Genomic DNA, 16,571 nt, shown 5'->3' with positions numbered 1-16,571 from the left:
TCGCGCGGTGTGGGCGGCTGTGGCGGCTTTGGTTCTCCTCCTCGCCGGAGGCGGGTACTGGTTCTGGTCCCAGAACCGGCAGAACATCGAACGAGAGCGGCAGGCGTGGGTCGAGGCGGCCGTCCCATCGGATATGGTCCTCGTCCCCGCCGGGGAATTCTGGATGGGGTGCAACGAGAGCGTGGACAATGAGTGCGGCAATGACGAGAGGCCCTATCACAAGGTTTACCTGGATGCCTTTTCCATCGACAAGACGGAGGTGACGGTGGACGCCTACCGGAAGTGCGTGAATGCGGGTGCGTGCGCAGGTGAACACAATGAGTATCGGTACGTCGATCGTTCCTTGGGAGATTTGAGTCGCTTCTGCAACTATGGTCATCCCGATGGCCGAGGGAACCACCCCATGAATTGCGTTACTTGGGAAGGGGACCGCAAGTATTGTGCTTGGGCGGGTAAGCGGCTGCCCACGGAGGCGGAGTGGGAGAAGGCGGCGCGGGGGGGTGATGGGAGGAAGTATCCGTGGGGGAACGCACAGGCATCGTGCCGGTATGCAGTGATGTGGGACGGGGGCAATGGTTGCGGGGAGACTCGCACGTGGCCGGTGGGGAGCAAGGCGGAAGGAGCGAGTCCATACGGGGCGCTGGACATGGCGGGGAACGTAGACGAGTGGGTGAGCGATTGGTATGGGGAGACGTACTACTCCGGCTCGCCCTCGCGGAACCCGAAGGGATCTTCGTCTGGGCAATACCGCCGCGTGGTTCGTGGCGGCGACTGGGGCAGCCTCACGGAGTACGTGCGTTCCTCCTTTCGTATCAACAGCGTTCCCTCGGGCAGGCACGCCCAGTACGGCTTCCGTTGTGCGAGGACGGGGTCATGAATTCTCTTACCCTTTTACCCTTTGTCCTTTTACACTTTGGTTCTTCGAAATTTAGATGGAGATAGACGGTAGGCACAGACCCGATTCCGCACCCCCCGCCGTATGGCGGGCACATGAGTGTTTCATTTGGCTGGCACCCCGCGTGGAAAAACTCCCCATGGTGGTCCGTTTTTCTCTTGAGGAAAGGATACTGATGGTCGCCTTGCTGGCAACACTTATGTTTTCAGCGTGCTCATTCTCAGAGTCTGGGGCGGCTACCGACCTTGCGCGCCAATTCGGCAAGCAAGCCCATTGGGAAGGGGCTATGAGGGTGGCGGTCGTCCACCTTGAGACAGACCAGCATCAGCACGACGAAGCATTTCTCAAGACTCTCAAGCGGATGCTCGAGCACGAGCTAACAATTCCGCCTCTCAACAGCCGTTTCGAAGTCGTCTCGGCTCCAGAAATGGTCGAGAGTCTGGAGAAGTTACGGTACCGGTACGAAAGGGACACAGTCGACGAGGAGACTCGCGAAGATCCGAAGCTCAGGGCGCCGGAACTTGTTGCGGACATTTCGAGTTACCCGGCCTTCGGGAATACGAACGTCATCGCCGAGCTGAGGCCCCTGAAAGGAGGTACCCTGATTGCCTCCGCGAAGTCGGTAATCGTCGGCCCGATCCCAACAGTCTGCGGCCTCCTCCTCTTGGCGCTTGCCTGCGCGGTGGGCGGGCGTTTCTATTTCTCCGGCCGCGCCGAGCAGGCCAAAATGCGCGCGGCGGAACGATTTGAAGAAAGAGAGAATTTAGACCAGGCCCTTGCCATGGTGGAGCAGGTGATCCAGCAGTCCCCGAATCATGTGGAGGCCATCGAGCTTCGGCAAAGGATTTTCTCGCGCCGGGTGCAGTCCTACATCAAGAGAGGCGTAAGGAAATTGGAGAGGGGCATGCTCGGGGAAGCCGAAATCGAGTTTTCAAAGGCCTTGGACATCGATGCGGAGAATCAGCCCGCGCGTGATGGACTCGACCGGGTCCACGAGGCCCGGCGGGCACTGTCCCATTTTGAAACGGCCCAGACTGCTCTGGAGAACGGGCGGCTGGATACCGCTGCCAAGGACTTGCGATCCGTATTGCCCTTGCTTGAGGGAAACCGAAAGATGGATGCGGAGCGCCTTCTTGGCGAGATAGATCGGCGGAAAGCCGAAGCGGAAGATCTGGTCCGCAAGACCCGCGTCCTGAAGGCCGAGTGGAAGATCGATGAGGCCGTCGAGGCCGTCAACGCCGCCTTGTCCGCTTTCCCGGAACATCGGGAGGGCCAAAACCTATACAAGGAATTGACCGGCATGAGTGCTCCGATGAAGGCGGCAATCCTGGAGTGGGAGGGAGGGAGGGAAGTTGTTCTCCTGGCGAAGAACGCGGTCACGATCGGCCGCGCAGAGGAGAACGATATCTTTGATCCCGAGGATTCCAAAGATACCTATTTATCACGCCGGCATGCGAAGATCGAATTCACGGATGGCCTGTATCGACTGATTGATCTATCCAGCACATTCGGCACGTATTTCGAAGGGGCGAAGATTGAATCTCCCACTGTCCTGTCCCATTCCGGCGAAATCCTGTTCGGCACGAACTTCAAGCTCTCGGTCAGAATCCTCACAGAGTCCGACGTTGTCTCGAGCGTCACGACGACGTCAACCATTGGCGGGCGACAGACGAAGCTTCAAGCTCTCGCTCTATCGGAGAAGGAGGGGGGACGAAAACCTTTCCGAGAATGGGTTATGGTCGCCAGTTCCTTCACCATCGGCCGCGGCAAGGACAATGGTATCGTGCTCGCCGATTCGTCCGTTTCGGAACATCACGCCCGCATCGACTACCAGGACGGTCATTTTTGGATTCAGGATCTCGGCAGCCGCAACGGCACCTATGTGAGGACCGGCCCTGAACGCATCCAGGAGCCCCAACGCCTCATGGGCGGTGACCACATCCGCCTAGGTAGGATTTCATTTCACTTGAAACGGAGAGCATGACTATCATGGCACGAAAGAATGTGAACTGAACCGTTTTCCCGTTGAAGGGAGGAAAGCCAATATGGTTATTGAATACCTGCGTCTCCGTCTGGCGAAGGCCGCAGGAAAGGTTCGCTACGCATTCATACTACCCTGGGCGTGTTACCTCGGGTCATCGTCCGGCGCCGATTCCGCAGAGGAGCACCCCAGGCGACTCGAACCGTCCATTCAGTCAGGTGACTTCGTTGAAAGATGCGCATACGGAGCTGCCGACACGCGTGGCGTGGGGGCAGAAGCAGCGAATGAGCTATCCAAGAAGATGGCTCTTCTGGATGCAGTGGAAAAGGTAATAGAGTCGAGGTATTCCGTGGAGATGGTCGACTCGGCGACCGCGAGCGGAGAATCATCTCTCCAATTCCATGTATCGATCCGTGAGGCGGACCCCGATTTTCTTGCAGGAATGCAGTTGGTCTCAACCACGATGGAACATGATGAGGAAGGATCCCCTCTGGCCAAAGTCTGCCTCCGCGCGTGCGTTTACGAGGGTGGTTGTGTGACTGGGCCGGTGATTCAGTCTCGGACTGCGCCTCCTCAGCAGCATCCCTTCAGCGCAACCATACCGCCGGGGTGCGTGGCCCTTGGATCGGCCCTCAAGATTCGAAGCCAGAGCGCACTTCTCGAATTCGAGTACAGCGGTAGCATACGTCCTGAGAAGCTAGTAGATCTATCGATGCACGCCAGAGTCGTGAACGGGATCTATCAAGTCGGGACCGGCAAGACCCCGTTGTGCATTGCCGTTGTGGAAGACATTGCGGTGCGCGATTTGTTCATCACCGATATTGACTACACGATCTACGTCTCCAGGGGAAAAAAGATAAGCAGTGTCACGTCGGACGAGATTCCGATCGCTTGGCCCTATTACTGGGATCAGCAGACGGAAGAAGGCCGGATCCTAGTTTCCTTTGGCCCGCAACCCATGCAGGCAAAACGTTCCTTCGAAATTGTTGCCAAGGGCGACTCCCTCCGAATTATCGCGGCTGACAAGAGTCGCTAGGCGTGGACGAGATCGATCCCATCCACGAACCCCAACTCCTCATGGACGGTGACCGCATCCGCCTCGGTCGTGTCGCACTTACCCTCAGGTGCAAACATTGAAATCTCTTCATCAGCACTTCTCTACCCCGTTTTGGGGTTTGGGAATCCAGAACCGGCTTGGGAGTGGGAATGGCAACATCGGAATCAAGATTGGACTGACCGAAGGCGGTCGAGGGCGTTACTCAGGCTAACTCACCCAGATAAGAGGTCCTTCCCTGCCTCCTCACAAAACTGCCGACCCTCTCGATTTCTTCATCTGTGACGAAGGCCCCGTGGGCCCGAAGGGGTTCAGGTGAACCAGGTGGGATGAAGAGCATATCTCCGTGGCCGAGAAGGCGTTCTGCGCCGCCGGTGTCGAGGATGACTCGCGAGTCCACTTGCGTCGAGACCTTCAGGGCAATTCGCACGGGCAGGTTGGCCTTGATAACACCGGTCACAACGTCAACGGAGGGTCGTTGCGTAGCAAGGATGAGATGGATCCCTGCCGCCCTGGCCATCTGTGAGAGCCGGGTGATGTGTCCCTCGACTTCATCAGCGGAAACCATCATTAGGTCGGCCAGTTCATCAATAATGATCACGATGTGTGGAAGGGTCTTGACTCTCTTGCCGGACCCAGCGGACACAGGTTCCCCTTTATTGTTCCTTCTCCCGGCCTTTTTGTTGTAGGCCACGATGTTCCGGGCTGAATGCTCTGCGAGGAACTTGTTTCGGCGTTCGGTTTCCCGGACAGCCCAGCCAAGGGCGATTCGCGCTTTTTGCACATCGGATATGGGCGGCGTTAGGAGGTGGGGAAGGGCATCATAGCCGGTGAACTCCACGGCTTTTGGATCTATCAGGATGAGTCTAACTTGGTCAGGTGAGGCCTTGAACAATAGACTGACGATGATGGTGTTGAGCGCCACACTCTTGCCGGAACCCGTTGAGCCAGCCACAAGCAGATGAGGCATCCTGGCAATGTCGGCAGTGAGCGGGGTTCCAGTTCCTTCCTCGCCTAGCGCAACGGTTAAGGGGGAGCTTGAAGCTCGAAAAGCCTCGGAGCCCAACACTGTCGCCAGTCGTATGATGTCCCTTTGCCGGTTCGGCACCTCTACACCAACGGCACTCTTTCCAGGGAGAGGCGCGACAATCCGGATGTGCTTCGAGCCGAGAGCCATTGCCAAGTCGTCGGCCAGAGTGGTGATCCTGGATATCTTGACGCCCGGCGCGGGCGCAAATTCGAAAAGAGAAACGACAGGGCCTACCTCGACATTCTCAACCTTTCCCTTTACGCCAAACTCCATGAGCTTTGCCTCTATCGAACCTGAAGTGTCTCGAATTTCCTTCTGCTTTGTCGCCTGGTCCGGTTTTGCCGGCGTGCTGAGCAGCGCTATTGACGGTGGTGAGTATTCGGCGGGTGAGGTGAGCAGGGGTAGGTCTGCAATGTCCCTGGCCCCCGCGCCGGCGGCCTTCTCCGGTCCCGTCCGTGCGGACATCGGTAATTCTTGCTCGCGACGGCTTATTGGAGTCTTGTCGCGGTGGGTGGGATGTGCCTCGGCCCGCACGCCTCCACGGGCGGATATTCCGACAGTGGCGAGTCCCTTTCGAACGAAACCAACCGGCAGGAAAATGATCTGCACCATAGACTTGACGCTCCTTGTTGTCTGCTTGAATGAGATTCGGAGAGCAAGCACAACAGAAAGAAGGAAAACGCCACACAGGACGGCGATCGCGCCACTCTCATTCAGAGAGTCCGCGAGACCCGATCCGATATGCTTTCCCACGATCCCTGCCGGTTCCTTGATCCTGGAAAATCCGACTTTCTCCATTGGATCGTAGAAAAGGGATAGACCCGAGAGCGCGAGGAGACCTCCTGCAATGGCGATCTTTCGCGTTATGCTGAGGGTGGCGCGCGAAGAGCGAAGTTTCCCCAAACCCGCGGCAAGGAACAGGAGCGGAAAGAGAAATGACGTGGCACCGAACGTCTCGACAAGCAGCCGGGCCCATGTCGCGCCAACCATCCCGGCCAGGTTATCCGCGCGCTCGTATTCCAGGTGCAGCTCAAGCGGTAGCAGCTCGATGAAGATTGGATCTTGATGCCGGTATGAAAAGAGGGTCGCGCCTGTGAGCGCCGCAAGGGCCAGAAGAACGATCCCGGCAACACGACGCTTCGTGCTACGCAACATGGATGGCTGTTGTTACCTTCTCTCCACGGGCATCGCCACTCCTCATCCATTTCGTGAGGAAGTTCCGACTTTCCCAACCCCACAACCGCCTGGACCTCCCGACGGAATGAGCAGACGACGCAAAAGAAAACACGCCGACAGTTGCAGCCGGTCTCGTTGCAGACCATTTCAAGGAACCCATAGTTCCCCGGTGGAAGGTTGAATGGATGCATGATCGATATCCGTCATCATGGCGTCCTCCAGTCAATCGCTACGGCGCAACTCCCGAATCTCCTTCTCGATCTCGTGTTTCAGATCCTTTTCACAGATTGCCAGAGCGTACTCCAGCCACATCCGAGCCAACTTGACATCACCTTGCTGGACTCGTTTCCGGGCAATCTTGCAGACGGTGTCCACGTTTTTCGGATCCTTCTCGAACTGGCTCATCAGACCGACCAGTTCTGTGTCCTTTGCATCCGAATCCCGATGAATGTAGGCAACAATCGGCAGTTGGGTATGTTCGTCCGACATGATCAGATCTTCCCTATTTTGTATTTCGTCAAGATGGTAAACGTCCGGATCCCATTTTCCGCCTAAGCGCCGACCATGCGGCGATCCTCCCACGGAAGGATGTCGTATGGCAAGACGGATTTCACGATCCCGTTCCGCTGGGGAGTCAGGCCGACAGAAAACATTCAGGATATGCAGGCGCACAGAGGGAGGAGAGCATCAAAAAACGGGGGTTGCTGGTGGCCCCCTGCCGCGCCAATATGACATGTTCACTGTCTTCAGGAGGTCAGACCGACCGGAACACGGAAGGCGCACCGGATTCCAAGATCACGATGGCTTCTTCCATCGGCGGGCACCGAGCCCGACTACAAGCCTTGTCGCTCTCGCTACGCGATGCCAACGGCGGCCGGCCGAAAGAATAGGTCATGGTCGGAGAGTCGTTTGCGATCGGACGCGGCAAGGAGAACGCAGTGCAGATCGAGGATCCGTCCGTATCTACTCTCCATGCGCGACTGGATTACCGCGACGGCACGTACATACGGAACGGCACCGAGCCCATCCACAAACCCCAGCTTCTCATGGACAGCGACTCCATCCGCCTCGGCCGCGTCTCGCTCAGCCTCCGGCGGAAGGAGTAGAAGTCGCCCCGGCAAGCCCTGGGGGGTTACGGCATTCTCTCTAATGATTACCCAAATGATTCTATAGGTAACTGTAGATTGACACCGGCCGTGGGCCGCGCTATCCTCGGACCATGGCGGACGACCGGGCAGAAAGCCCCACCCTCCAGGAGACCGTTGACGCGTTCGTAGCCGAAGTGCAGGCCCGGCACGCCCGCACGGGCGCGACGTACGGATACGCCCTCAACAACTGGCTCCGGTATCTCAAGGACGCGAGGATCGACCCCAGGAAGACACCGGCCTCGGGCCTCACGGCCGGCGTGGTCGTCCGGTATCCGTCTTGGCTGGCGTCAGACCACTTCAAGAACCGCGCAAACCCGTACACCGTCGGAACCTACATCGCGGTCGTGACGGCGTGGCTCAGGTACCTCCAGCGGGAACAGCTCGCGCCGGACATCGCTTCGAACATGGAACGGATCCGGCACGCCTATAAGGACGCGAGGCCCCGAGGCAGACGCCTCCCCCGAACGCTCCGGGACGACGTGATCGACAAGATTTTGAAAACGATCCGAACCGCCCACCCGGGGAAATCCCCCAGGCTCCAAGCGGCCAGGCTCCGCGACATCGCCCTGGTCGAGGCACTCCGGAGCACAGGCGCAAGGATCTCGGAAATCCTGGGGGCGGACGTGGAGGCGCTTGACGTGAGGGACAAGACACTTCGCGTCACGGGCAAAGGCTCGAAGGAACGAATCGTGATGTTCGACTCAACCGCCTGGCGGGCGCTGAAGGCGTACCTTGATGCGCGCCAAGCACTCAGACTCACGGTTCGGGGCAAATCCACACCCCTTTTCGCCCAGCATGGGCGACGTGCCGGTCGGATACTCCGCCGTCTCAGTTCCCACGGGGCTCGGAAGATGCTGTGGGGCTACGTCAAGGCGGCCGGCATTCGCGAAAAGGTGACTCCCCATCGGCTGAGGCATACCTATGGCTTCAAAATCCTGGAGGCAACCGGCGACCTCGCGGCGACGCAAGACCTCCTCGGCCACGCCTCCCCCACCACAACCCGCATCTACGCCCCCCTCGTCTCATCCCGCCTCCGTGCGGCGCACAAGAAGGCTTTCCCCCGGTAGGCGCTCACCGAGCCTTTTGGCTGGCATTTAATGTGTGGAATGCGCTTGAGAATCCAATGTCCAATGCTGTGAATCCCCTTCGCATTCCAAACGCATGGCGGTGTTTTCAGATTCTTCTTGAAAATCTAGCCGATAAGTGCGACAATACTTCGTGGACTCAAGAAACTCCGGAGGTGGATGAACCCGAAGAAAGAGCTTGCTGACCGTATCCGAGGATATCGTGAACGTCTGGGTATGTCCCAAGACGATCTCGCCGCCGCAATCGGAATTACTGCGTTCCAGACAATTTCTGACATTGAGCGCTGCAATCGGGAAGTACGTGCATCTGAACTCACCAAGATCGCCAAAGCGCTTTCTGTGACGGTATCTGACCTCCTCCAGGAGACTGAACCGGATAGACCTCCGATACTCTGGCGAAAGCGACCTGAGGATGCAAGGCGCATAGAGGCGGACTTTCTTCTGAAGTGCCAACAGTATAAGCTCCTCGAGGACATCAGCGGTCAGACTCGGAGTCATTCCTTCCCAGAACAAGATGTCGATCTCGAGAAGTCACCTTACTCACGGGCAGCTGAGCTCGCACTCTCGGTCGGCCAGGAATTTAACCTCGGGTCCCAACCTGCGGTCGCCCTCGCGAAAGTACTTGAAGAAAAATATAACGTGAAGATCTGGCACGCCGACTTAGGCATGGATGGATCAGCAGCCTGCACGATCGGATCGTTTGGTCCCGCAATCTTGATGAATCTGCAAGAAGCGCCTTGGCGCCGGAACTTCAATTTCGCACACGAACTTTTTCATCTCGTGACATGGAAGAGCATCCCTCCAAGCACGCTCATTGGCAATGAGAATCGCTGGACGCTTGTGGAGAAACTCGCTAATGCCTTCGCCGCAGCCGTGCTCCTACCGGCAGATTTAGTCATTGCTGAATTCGAAAGGCGACTAACGAATGGGAAAATCAAGGTTGTCGACCTGATCGATTTTGCGCGACGGTTTGAAATCTCAACCGAAGCGCTTCTGTGGAGACTGGTAGGCCTGCGCAGAGTTGAGCAGAACGACGTGGAACACTTGTTGGCCGATGAAGACTTCAGGACTCTGGACCGCGTAAGTATGCGAGGCAAATGGTTCCAACCACCGAAGTTCCCCGAAAAGTATGTAAGGCTCGCAGTACTTGCCTACCAACGAGCGAGCATTTCCCGGGCAAAGATTGCGCACTTGCTCGAGACAAGCCTTCTTGACCTCCCTGCCTTTCTGCAGCAATACGGTCTAGATGCCAGCCAAACCTTCTGCACTGAACTCCCCGCTTCTGGCTGACGCCAACATTGTCATTGTCGCCTACGACATCTCTGTCTGGGAACAACTGATAGCGCGTCATAAGATCGTCGTGCCAGGAACCGTAATTGACGACGAAGCACTCTTCTATTCAACCGACCAAGCAGCAGTCCCCTCGCCCATCAATCTACAAGAGTTGGTCAATCAGGGAAAAATAGAACGCGTCGACGCTACAGCCAGCGAGATCGGAGCACTGAAGAAATCGTTCAACGATGTTTTTCTTCAAAGCCTTGATCCCGGCGAAACCGAGGCTCTTGCAGTCATCGGCTGGCAGACCCGCTGGATGCAGATTCTTGGGTCAGGCGCCCCATTCTTGTGCAGTCTCGTAGAGTGGTTACGCTGGCGACAATCATCATTAGCGGTAGTGTAGTTGACACGGGCGTGAGAGGTTGGTAGGATGCTCTCGTGGCCGGTAGCAGCACCATCCAAGACACGATCGACCGGTTCATCGCGGAGGTGCAAGTCGGCCGCTCCAAGGAGACCGCCCGCGCCTACTCCACCGCCCTCGAATGCTTTAAGGACTACCTGAAGCAGGTGCCGGTCGACCCGCTGAAAGCAAGGGTCACGGCGCTCAAGGTAGAAGATCTGCTGGACTATCCGCTCTGGCTCACGGGCGAGCGCTGGCGTGATCGGGCCAACCCTGCCTCCGTGGCGGTGTATCTCGCGGGTCTTCAGTCGTGGCTCCGGTATCTGGCGCGCGAGAAGCTCCACCCCTCTCTCTCCTCGGAAATGGAAAGGATCCGTGAAGCCTACCGGGCGATCCGGCGCCGCGGCGCTCGGAAACTGCCGCGCGTACTCCAGCCGAACGAGATGGAAGCCATCATCAAGGCGGCCCGGGCGCGTCCCAACACGAGGAAACCGCGGCTATTCGTCGCCTGGCGCAGAGACGTGGCTCTCATCGAGACCCTACGTTGTACGGGTACCCGCATCTCAGAGATCCTCGGCGGTAACGCTGAGGACTTGCAGGCCCGGCAGCGAGCGTTGCGCGTGATGGGCAAAGGCTCGCGCGAAAGGCTCGTCTTCTTCGACGTGCGGGGTTGGGATGCCATGGAGGAATACCTAGAGGTGAGGAAGTCATTGAAACTCATCTGCAAGGGAAAGGTCACGCCGCTCTTCGCCCAGCACAGCCGGGCGGCCGGCAAGGAACTGCTCAGACTCACCCCGCGTGGAGCGAGGCTTGCGCTGTGGCAGTATGTGAGAAAGGCCGGCCTCCAAGGAAAGATTACGCCACACCGTTTCCGCGCGACATTTGCCACGATGGTGCTGGAGAAAACCGGCGATCTTGCCGCAACGCAGGATTTGCTCGGACACGCCTCGCCGGCTACGACAAGAATCTACGCGAAGCTGGCCACGGCGCGATTGAAGAAAATCCATGAACAGGTCTTCGAAGCCTGAAAAGTGTTACGCAATTTCGAGTCAATCGCAGCCGTGAACCAATGCTGAAGCATTCTGTGAAGATTCGACCAGCCACGGTTCGAGGATGGATTGACATTTCTTGCCACGTAAGAGCCCGCTGAGAATCCATGGCGGGTACAAGCTCAATAAAATGACGATCTTCTTTTCGGACGCTTTTGCGGGAGCGTCAAATCGTCTTCAGACCGCCAGGAACGGCCAGGCTGGGTCGGTGTGCGCTTTCAGGGCAGTTTCGCTAATGCGCGATAGTCGGAATTGTAGGAGATTCGTCCTTATTTCAGCCGCCTCTCTTGCGGGCGCGTTGACCTTGGCCCGATGGCTTCAGCCTGTAGGTTTTGATCCACGCGGCCAGCCGGGTCCTATCCACCTGAAGCTCTCTCGCCGCGGCGGAGATATTTCCGCCCGTCGTTTTCAAGGCGGCTTCAATCATCCGCTTCTTCAGATGGCTCATGGTTTCCCATAGGGGCCGCCCGCTTGGCTGGAGTTCGGATTTTACTCCTCCGTCCGCCTTCTCCTCCTGTTTCGGAAGATCAATCTTGATCTCCGGACCCGGTGTGACCAGATAGGCCCTCCTTACGACATTATCCAGCTCGCGCACATTGCCGGGCCAGGAATAGCCCTGAAGTTGCCGGATCGTTTGAGAGGAGAGCTCTTTCCTGGGCTTCGCCTCTTCACCGGCGATCTGGTCAAGGAAGGTGCCCGCGAGCAGGGGGATGTCTTCGATCCGTTCGCGCAAGGGAGGCACCGTGATCTCGAACACATTCAGTCTGAAAAATAGGTCCTCCCGGAATGTTTTTTCCTTGATCCGAGCCTTCAAATCCTGGTGGGTGGCTGCAAGGATGCGCGCGTCCACTTTCGCCTCCCGCGTGCTTCCCAGCCGCCGCACCACGCCGTCTTGCAAGGTGCGAAGAAGTTTCGCCTGAACGGGCAGCGGCAGATCCCCGATTTCGTCCAAGAAGAGCGTCCCCTCATGGGCGACTTCGAACAGCCCCGGTTTGTCGCGGTCCGCCCCCGTGAAAGCCCCCTTTACGTGACCGAAGAGTTCCGCTTCGAACAGATCGGGCGGGATCGCGGCGCAATTGACCGGCACGAAGGTTTTGTCCTTCCGAACCGAATTGAAATGGATGGCTCGCGCGATGAGCTCCTTGCCCGTGCCGCTTTCCCCCAGGATCAGGACCGCCACGCGGCTCTCCACCGCCCGGTCCACCACGAGAAGCAACTTCCGCCACACCCGGCTGGTCCCGACCAAGCGATCGTATCGGTACTTCGGTTCCTCTTCCTGAATGAGCGCGCTGAACCGTTCCTGAACCACCTCGATTTGCTGCTCCTTCTCCGCGAGGAGGGCTTGCAAGTTCGAATTGGACGCCGTGAGTTCCTCGTTCAAGGTTTCAATGTTTTCTTTCGATTCCTTCAGCTCCCGAACCACCCGCCGAAGCTGCCGCTGATCTTGGATGTTTTGTGCGATAAGCTGCGCTTTGTAGATCACCGTTGCAGCCAGGTCGCTCAGGGCCGTGAGAACGGGAATATGTTTTTCTCCGAACCGGCCGGGTTGGGCGCGGCTGTCCAGGTAGAGAGCGCCCAGCGGCTCGCCTCTCAGAAATAGCGGCACGCACAGGATCGAGCGAAGCTGAAGCTGGTAAATGCTGGCGGAGTCTTTGAATCGGGGGTCATCGTAGGCATCGAACGTGATCACGGGCTTCCCCCTTTGCAAGGCTTCCTCGGCCACCGTGAGGCTGAAGCTGTGGTCGGCGCCGAACACCTCGGTCCCTCCGCGCGCGCGTGAGACGCGCACCTGCAACCGGTCGTTCTCCCGGAGGAGCAGGAACCCTCGATCTGCGTCCGTAAACTTGAGGAGCGCATCCAGGATGTCCACCAAGACTTCGCCGGTATCCAGGGCTGTGTTCATTTTCCTCGCAATCTCCAGAAGAGAGACGACATCGGAAGAGTCGACCGTCCTGGTCGCTGCCTGCACCGCTTGCGCATCCTGCGCGCGGGCAGGGTCGGCCTGCGCCGGCTGCATCCGCTCCCGCTTGGTTTCGCCTTCCAGCCGCCGGGCGGCAGGTTCCACGGAAATCTCAGGCGCTCGGCCTTTCGCCCCCTTCAAATCCGCCAGGCGCCATTCGATCTTTTGCCGGAGCGCCGGGTCGGCCGTGCCCGACTCGCCCCATTTTTTCAGGGCCTTCTCGAATGTCTGAATCGCGGCTGCCGGACCGGATGGCTCCTGGAGCCGGCCGCGCAGATAAAGCGCCCACGCCTCGAGTTCCGGGTGGGGCGTTCTGCTCATTTCCTCGACCGCAGCATTTAGATCCGGTTCCAGAACGGCCGGTGGTTCCAGACTCAATCGGATGTCAAGCTTTTTGAACCGGCCGAGCAGCGCCTCCTGCCCGGCTCCGAGGGACCGCGCGAGACTCTCCGCTCTCTCGCACTCCGCCAAAGCTTTTTTCAAAGCGTTTTTTCGGAGGTAGCACTCCGCCCTCTGCAACCGAACGGTTACTTCGAGATGGGCCAGGTTCAGAGTCCGGGCGAGTTCGAGGGCTTCCTCAAAAGCGTCCTCGGCCGAGACGAGATCGCCGCTCTGGATGTGGAGCACGCCCATGTTGTAAAGCGTCCTCGCTTCGTTGGCCTGATCCCCGATCTTCCGAAGGGTTGCCAGTCCTTTCTCGTAGTATTGGGCCGCCTGAAGCGTGTCGCCCTTTTCGGAGTAGCCGAGCCCGAGGTTCACCTGAGAAAGCGCCAGAGTCCGCAGATCGCCGATCTGCTGGGCGATCTCGGCACTGGAGTGGAGGAGTTGAAGACTCTCGTCTACACGCCCTTGGTCGAGGTACGCCGTGGCGAGAGAATTTAAAGAAAGTGCCCGCTGGGCGAGCTTGCCGCCCGCCTTGTCCGTTTCCGCGGCGTTTTGCTTGAACAGCAAGATAGCCTGGTCTGTTTCGCCTCGGTAGAAGTGTGATTTCGCTTTTACGTGGCGGAACGCGACCTGCTCGTCCGCCTCGTAGCGGCAGCCCTCAGACAGATAGCGGTCGGCCAGCGCCGCCGCCTGCTCAAACTGCCCCTGCTCCAACAGGACGTCCGCGAGGAGGGCATCCAGGAGTACCGCCGCCTTACCATCCGCGGTTCCCCCTGCCCGGGATTCTTCGATCGTTCGCTTCGCGTCATCCATGCGCCCCCCGTACCGATACGCGCGCACGAGGAGAATTCGTACCGCGCTGTCCATGCCGGATGCTTCCTTCAAGATCTCCTCCAGAATCGTCGCCGCCTTGAGAAATTCACCCGAAGCGAGATAAGCTTCGGCCAAGAGCCTCTCGAACGTCCGGCGCTGATCTTTGAGGAGCGAGTCGGCGTGAGAGCGATGGAACTCGAGGAAATGCGCGACCCTGGCCGGCTGGCTGAGTCGGAGCATGGTTTGGAGTTCGGCCTGAGCCGTAAGGAAAGCTCGCTGGGCGTCGCCCGCTCTGAAAAATTCGCCCGCGCGCTCCAAGGGGGAACGCGGATGGCTTGTCTCCATCACTTCACCCAACCTGAGGTGCAGGGCTCGTCGGATTTCCGGTCGCATGTCCGATTCAACCGCCTCCCGCCGGACGGCACTTGCCGGACGAAATCCACTGCGGAGCGGGACGATCCAACCCATGTCCTGGAGTCGCCTGAGCGCCATCGCCGTCCCGATTTTCAGGATGGGGTCCAATCGGCCGAAGTCGTCCGCCGACAGCTCCACAGGGGCGACGCACAACCACTGAAGAATCCGGCGTTCCGACTCGTCCAGTGCTGCGAGCCGCTCGGCCCCCATGGTGAGCGTGCCCGTGATGGCCTGAAGGTCACGCCCCGTCAACGCGTCAAGCTGCGCCTGAAGGTCCACGTCGGGACGAAAAACGGTTTCGGTCAGGGACCGCAACGCCTCCACCACGCGGCCCGGCACCCCTTCGGTCCTCTCCCAGATTATCCGCGCCAGCTCCTCCGGTACAATTTCAACCAACAAAAGAGAAGGGAGAATGCGCATGAGATCCTCCGGTCCCCACGACTTGAGATCGATCAGACGATCGACTTGGATCCCGTGCGGAACCTCGACGGGACTCCTCGCGGAGAGCAGGATGAACAGCCTCCCTTCCGCGGCGCCCACCGAAGGTTTTGACCCGTAGTGCAGCAGGTAGTGCGCAAGGAATTGCGTAATCTCGCCTCGCCCTTCGATGTCGTCGAGCACGAGAAGAATGGTTCTCCCGCGCAGGGCACGGCCGAATGTCTCCGCGAGTTTGTCTCGAAGTCGGGATTGTTCCAGCCGGGGGTCGGTCTCCAGAGACTCCAAGTCCGGCGCATGCTTGAACCGTTCGGGTAAAACCTGTTTTAGGAAGGTCCCCTGAGTTTCGAACGTCCGCTCCTCTCCCGGGGGGATCATTCGGTCCAACAGCTCACCAACGCCCTCGTTCGGGTTCGTGAGATCGAGGGCGGTTAGATCGCGCATCCTGGCCCATCGGACGAAGCCTCGGCAGAGGGCCGACTTCCCATGCTCGCGTTCGCCCAAGAGCGCGGCGACATACGACGTGCGTTGGCCAGCGTCGAACGTCTCGTATGCCCTCTGAAGGATGGAGAAGTCGGCCTGCCGGCCCGTGAGAAGGGTCGTGGGCAAATCCGGGAGCCGCAGGCGGCCGGGCTCGACCGGGAAAGCGGTTTTCATCGTCCGGTTCAAAATGCGGATCACTTGGTTGGCCGAACGGAAGCGAAATTGTGGGTCGGGGTCCAGGAGTCGGATGAGGATCTCGCGCAACGGCGGCGGCACGTCTGCCTGGAATTCGTTGACGGTCGGCGCCTTGCGGTCCAACGTGGCTCTTATCCATTGCTGAGTGGATAAAGAATCGTGCGGCTTCGAGACCCGCGAGCAGACGTCATGAAACAACATGCCGAGCGAGTATAGGTCCGCGCGGCCGTCGATCACGTCTCCCCGAATCATCTCCGGAGCCACATACGGAAACGTCCCCGAAAACGATCCCTGCGGCTTGAACTTTTTCACCTCCTCCGCAATCCCGAAATCCAGAATCTTGGCTTGCACCTTTCCGTTCGCTCTTCGGTCTTCCGTCGTCACCAGGACATTCGACGGCTTGATGTCGAGGTGAATCACCCCGCGTTGGTGCAAATACTCAAGACCGCGCAGAAGCTGGGCGAAAACATCGAGCCGCGCAGATCCGTCCGATTCGCGCAGGAAAAGATCCATTGGCGTCCCGGGAATCAGCTCTTCAATCAGGTAGTGGACGCCGGTCTTTTCGTCCACGGCGAGGTCGAAAACTTTCACCAAGTTCGGGTGGTCCATCTTGGAGAGGATCTCCAGTTCGTGAGCAAACGTCGCCGATGAATCGAAAAACTCTTTCACGGCGACCTCTCGCCCAAGAGAAGCGTCGAAGGCGCGATACACCCTGCCGCAACTGCCCTGGCCAAGCTCCTGTCTTATTTCGAACCGGCCCAATAGGGTTGATGTATCGTGCATCAAACTTGCTG

General features: G+C 58.7%; 11 protein-coding genes. 8 read left to right on the top strand and 3 right to left on the bottom strand.

Features of this window, described 5'->3' with window-relative positions; translation table 11 throughout:
- The 3 genes from HYT87_17590 to HYT87_17580 form a co-directional block, all read left to right on the top strand.
- Window positions 1–877: SUMF1/EgtB/PvdO family nonheme iron enzyme (locus HYT87_17590; protein MBI2061557.1), on the top strand; the 877-nt coding region annotated here is incomplete at its 5' end.
- Between the two features lie 310 nt (window positions 878–1,187).
- Window positions 1,188–2,879 (top strand): FHA domain-containing protein, encoded by a 1,692-nt coding sequence (locus tag HYT87_17585; protein MBI2061556.1) that lies wholly within the window; start codon window positions 1,188–1,190, stop codon window positions 2,877–2,879.
- Between the two features lie 61 nt (window positions 2,880–2,940).
- Window positions 2,941–3,912 carry a hypothetical protein gene (locus tag HYT87_17580; GenBank protein ID MBI2061555.1) on the top strand — a complete coding sequence of 324 codons (972 nt, stop codon included), beginning with the start codon at window positions 2,941–2,943 and terminating at the stop codon, window positions 3,910–3,912.
- A 223-nt stretch (window positions 3,913–4,135) separates the two neighbouring features.
- Here HYT87_17580 and HYT87_17575 read toward each other — a convergent pair whose 3' ends face one another.
- The gene (locus HYT87_17575; protein MBI2061554.1) at window positions 4,136–6,115 is read right to left on the bottom strand and encodes a DNA translocase FtsK 4TM domain-containing protein; all 1,980 of its coding nucleotides are present in this window, start codon (window positions 6,113–6,115) and stop codon (window positions 4,136–4,138) included.
- Window positions 6,116–6,358: 243 nt separating this feature from the next.
- Complete coding sequence (locus tag HYT87_17570; protein ID MBI2061553.1) at window positions 6,359–6,625, bottom strand: hypothetical protein; 267 nt, start codon at window positions 6,623–6,625, stop codon at window positions 6,359–6,361.
- Window positions 6,626–7,029: 404 nt separating this feature from the next.
- Here HYT87_17570 and HYT87_17565 point away from each other — a divergent pair, with 404 nt between their 5' ends.
- From HYT87_17565 to HYT87_17545, 5 genes are all read left to right on the top strand, one after another.
- Complete coding sequence (locus tag HYT87_17565) at window positions 7,030–7,242, top strand: FHA domain-containing protein (protein ID MBI2061552.1); 213 nt, start codon at window positions 7,030–7,032, stop codon at window positions 7,240–7,242.
- Between the two features lie 113 nt (window positions 7,243–7,355).
- The gene (locus HYT87_17560) at window positions 7,356–8,351 is read left to right on the top strand and encodes a tyrosine-type recombinase/integrase (protein ID MBI2061551.1); all 996 of its coding nucleotides are present in this window, start codon (window positions 7,356–7,358) and stop codon (window positions 8,349–8,351) included.
- A 177-nt stretch (window positions 8,352–8,528) separates the two neighbouring features.
- On the top strand, window positions 8,529–9,659 hold the full coding sequence (locus HYT87_17555; GenBank protein ID MBI2061550.1) for an ImmA/IrrE family metallo-endopeptidase: 1,131 nt from the start codon (window positions 8,529–8,531) through the stop codon (window positions 9,657–9,659).
- Window positions 9,616–10,047 (top strand): hypothetical protein, encoded by a 432-nt coding sequence (locus HYT87_17550; GenBank protein MBI2061549.1) that lies wholly within the window; start codon window positions 9,616–9,618, stop codon window positions 10,045–10,047. The genes HYT87_17555 and HYT87_17550 overlap by 44 nt, the downstream gene beginning before the upstream one ends.
- A 35-nt stretch (window positions 10,048–10,082) precedes the next feature.
- Entirely contained in the window at window positions 10,083–11,072 is a 990-nt protein-coding gene (locus HYT87_17545; GenBank protein ID MBI2061548.1) for a tyrosine-type recombinase/integrase, read from the top strand.
- Window positions 11,073–11,367: 295 nt separating this feature from the next.
- Here the strand turns inward: HYT87_17545 and HYT87_17540 are convergent, their stop codons facing one another.
- Window positions 11,368–16,560, bottom strand: a complete 5,193-nt coding sequence (locus tag HYT87_17540) for a sigma 54-interacting transcriptional regulator (protein ID MBI2061547.1) — start codon at window positions 16,558–16,560, stop codon at window positions 11,368–11,370.
- Window positions 16,561–16,571 lie beyond the last annotated feature (11 nt).

Source organism: Nitrospirota bacterium, from assembly GCA_016180645.1.
In the GTDB taxonomy this organism is placed as follows: domain Bacteria; phylum JACPQY01; class JACPQY01; order JACPQY01; family JACPQY01; genus JACPAV01.
Note: the sequence above shows the minus strand (reverse complement) of the source record. Positions and strands in the feature narration are given on the sequence as shown.

What these genes read in the sequence shown, in the direction of transcription:
- HYT87_17550 (MBI2061549.1), top strand. Translation starts at nt 9,616, where the DNA reads ATGCCAGCCAAACCTTCTGCACTGAACTCCCCGCTTCTGGCTGACGCC.
- HYT87_17570 (MBI2061553.1), bottom strand. Translation starts at nt 6,625, where the DNA reads ATGTCGGACGAACATACCCAACTGCCGATTGTTGCCTACATTCATCGG.
- HYT87_17580 (MBI2061555.1), top strand. Translation starts at nt 2,941, where the DNA reads ATGGTTATTGAATACCTGCGTCTCCGTCTGGCGAAGGCCGCAGGAAAG.
- HYT87_17575 (MBI2061554.1), bottom strand. Translation starts at nt 6,115, where the DNA reads ATGTTGCGTAGCACGAAGCGTCGTGTTGCCGGGATCGTTCTTCTGGCC.
- HYT87_17560 (MBI2061551.1), top strand. Translation starts at nt 7,356, where the DNA reads ATGGCGGACGACCGGGCAGAAAGCCCCACCCTCCAGGAGACCGTTGAC.
- HYT87_17565 (MBI2061552.1), top strand. Translation starts at nt 7,030, where the DNA reads ATGGTCGGAGAGTCGTTTGCGATCGGACGCGGCAAGGAGAACGCAGTG.
- HYT87_17555 (MBI2061550.1), top strand. Translation starts at nt 8,529, where the DNA reads ATGAACCCGAAGAAAGAGCTTGCTGACCGTATCCGAGGATATCGTGAA.
- HYT87_17540 (MBI2061547.1), bottom strand. Translation starts at nt 16,560, where the DNA reads ATGCACGATACATCAACCCTATTGGGCCGGTTCGAAATAAGACAGGAG.